1 pseudogene is annotated in these 253 nt (G+C 70.8%); it reads left to right on the top strand.

The window, feature by feature from the left end:
• Positions 1-133, top strand: a pseudogene (locus KVT39_RS38330) (glycosyltransferase family 2 protein); the annotation flags it as partial.
• Positions 134-253 lie beyond the last annotated feature (120 nt).

Raw genomic sequence — 253 nt, 5'->3', positions numbered from 1 at the left:
GGCGACGTCCGCCCGCTACTACCTGCATCGCGGCGAGCCGCCCGGCACGCGCATCGCGCTCGATACGCCGGCAGCCGCCGGGCGCCTGAAGCGCGCGCTGCTGCGCACGCGGATCAAGCGCGCATTCAGCTGATCGGCCCCCTGAAACGGCACAGAAACGCCGCCTGCTTCGCGTATACTGCTCCGTTCGTCCCGGAGCTCCCGCCGGGACGCGCGGCGCGAGCACGATGTCCGCAAGCCGCATTCGTTCATT

It is taken from the genome of Burkholderia sp. GbtcB21 (assembly GCF_019091065.1).
Classification (GTDB): Bacteria; Pseudomonadota; Gammaproteobacteria; order Burkholderiales; family Burkholderiaceae; genus Burkholderia; species Burkholderia pyrrocinia_C.
This window is presented reverse-complemented; position numbering and strand designations above follow the sequence as displayed.